Origin of the sequence: Pseudomonas sp. JDS28PS106 (assembly GCF_036706555.1) — a bacterium.
GTDB lineage: Bacteria > Pseudomonadota > Gammaproteobacteria > Pseudomonadales > Pseudomonadaceae > Aquipseudomonas.
Map to the genome: position 1 here is coordinate 1 of NZ_JBAJGT010000041.1, position 535 is coordinate 535.

Genomic DNA, 535 nt, shown 5'->3' on the forward strand with positions numbered 1-535 from the left:
TGGATCAAGGCGTCGAGCTTTTTTAAGTAAGCGTTCTCTGCTCGCAAGTAGGCCAGTTCCTCGAGCAATTGCTGCTGAGTGCGCTCGTTATCAGCAGGACAAGGCTGTACAGACTTTCTGGATGGCTTACGAGGCATGCCAGGCCCTCTCTCGCGGTGCGGCTTCAGCGCATCAATACCGCCGGCATGATACAGCTTCTTCCATTTCCCAACGTCGTTTCGCCCGCGAATATCAAACAGGATGGCGGCTTGCTGGTCCGACAACCCCTCCTGCTCGATCCGCTTCAAAACAGCGAGCTTGAACTGGACATCATAGCGACTGTATTTCTTGGCCAGACCGGATCGGCCATGCTGCTCATAGCTTCGGACCCACCGCTGCAACATCGAATGGGCAATGCCATTTCTGACGGCCACGCTATTGAGACTGTCGCTGGACAAGCACTGCTTGACCAGCTTGAGCTTGAACGCCGGATTGTACTTCGTCATGGTTGTCCCCTTGGGTCGAACTGGATGTCCAACTTTTGGGGGTCAGTTCA

General features: G+C 54.6%; 1 protein-coding gene. It reads right to left on the reverse strand.

The annotated features are described in order from the left end of the window. On the reverse strand, positions 1 to 485 hold a 485-nt coding region (locus tag TRP66_RS23485), incomplete at its 3' end, for a transposase (RefSeq protein WP_333407949.1). Between the last annotated feature and the right edge of the window lie 50 nt (positions 486 to 535).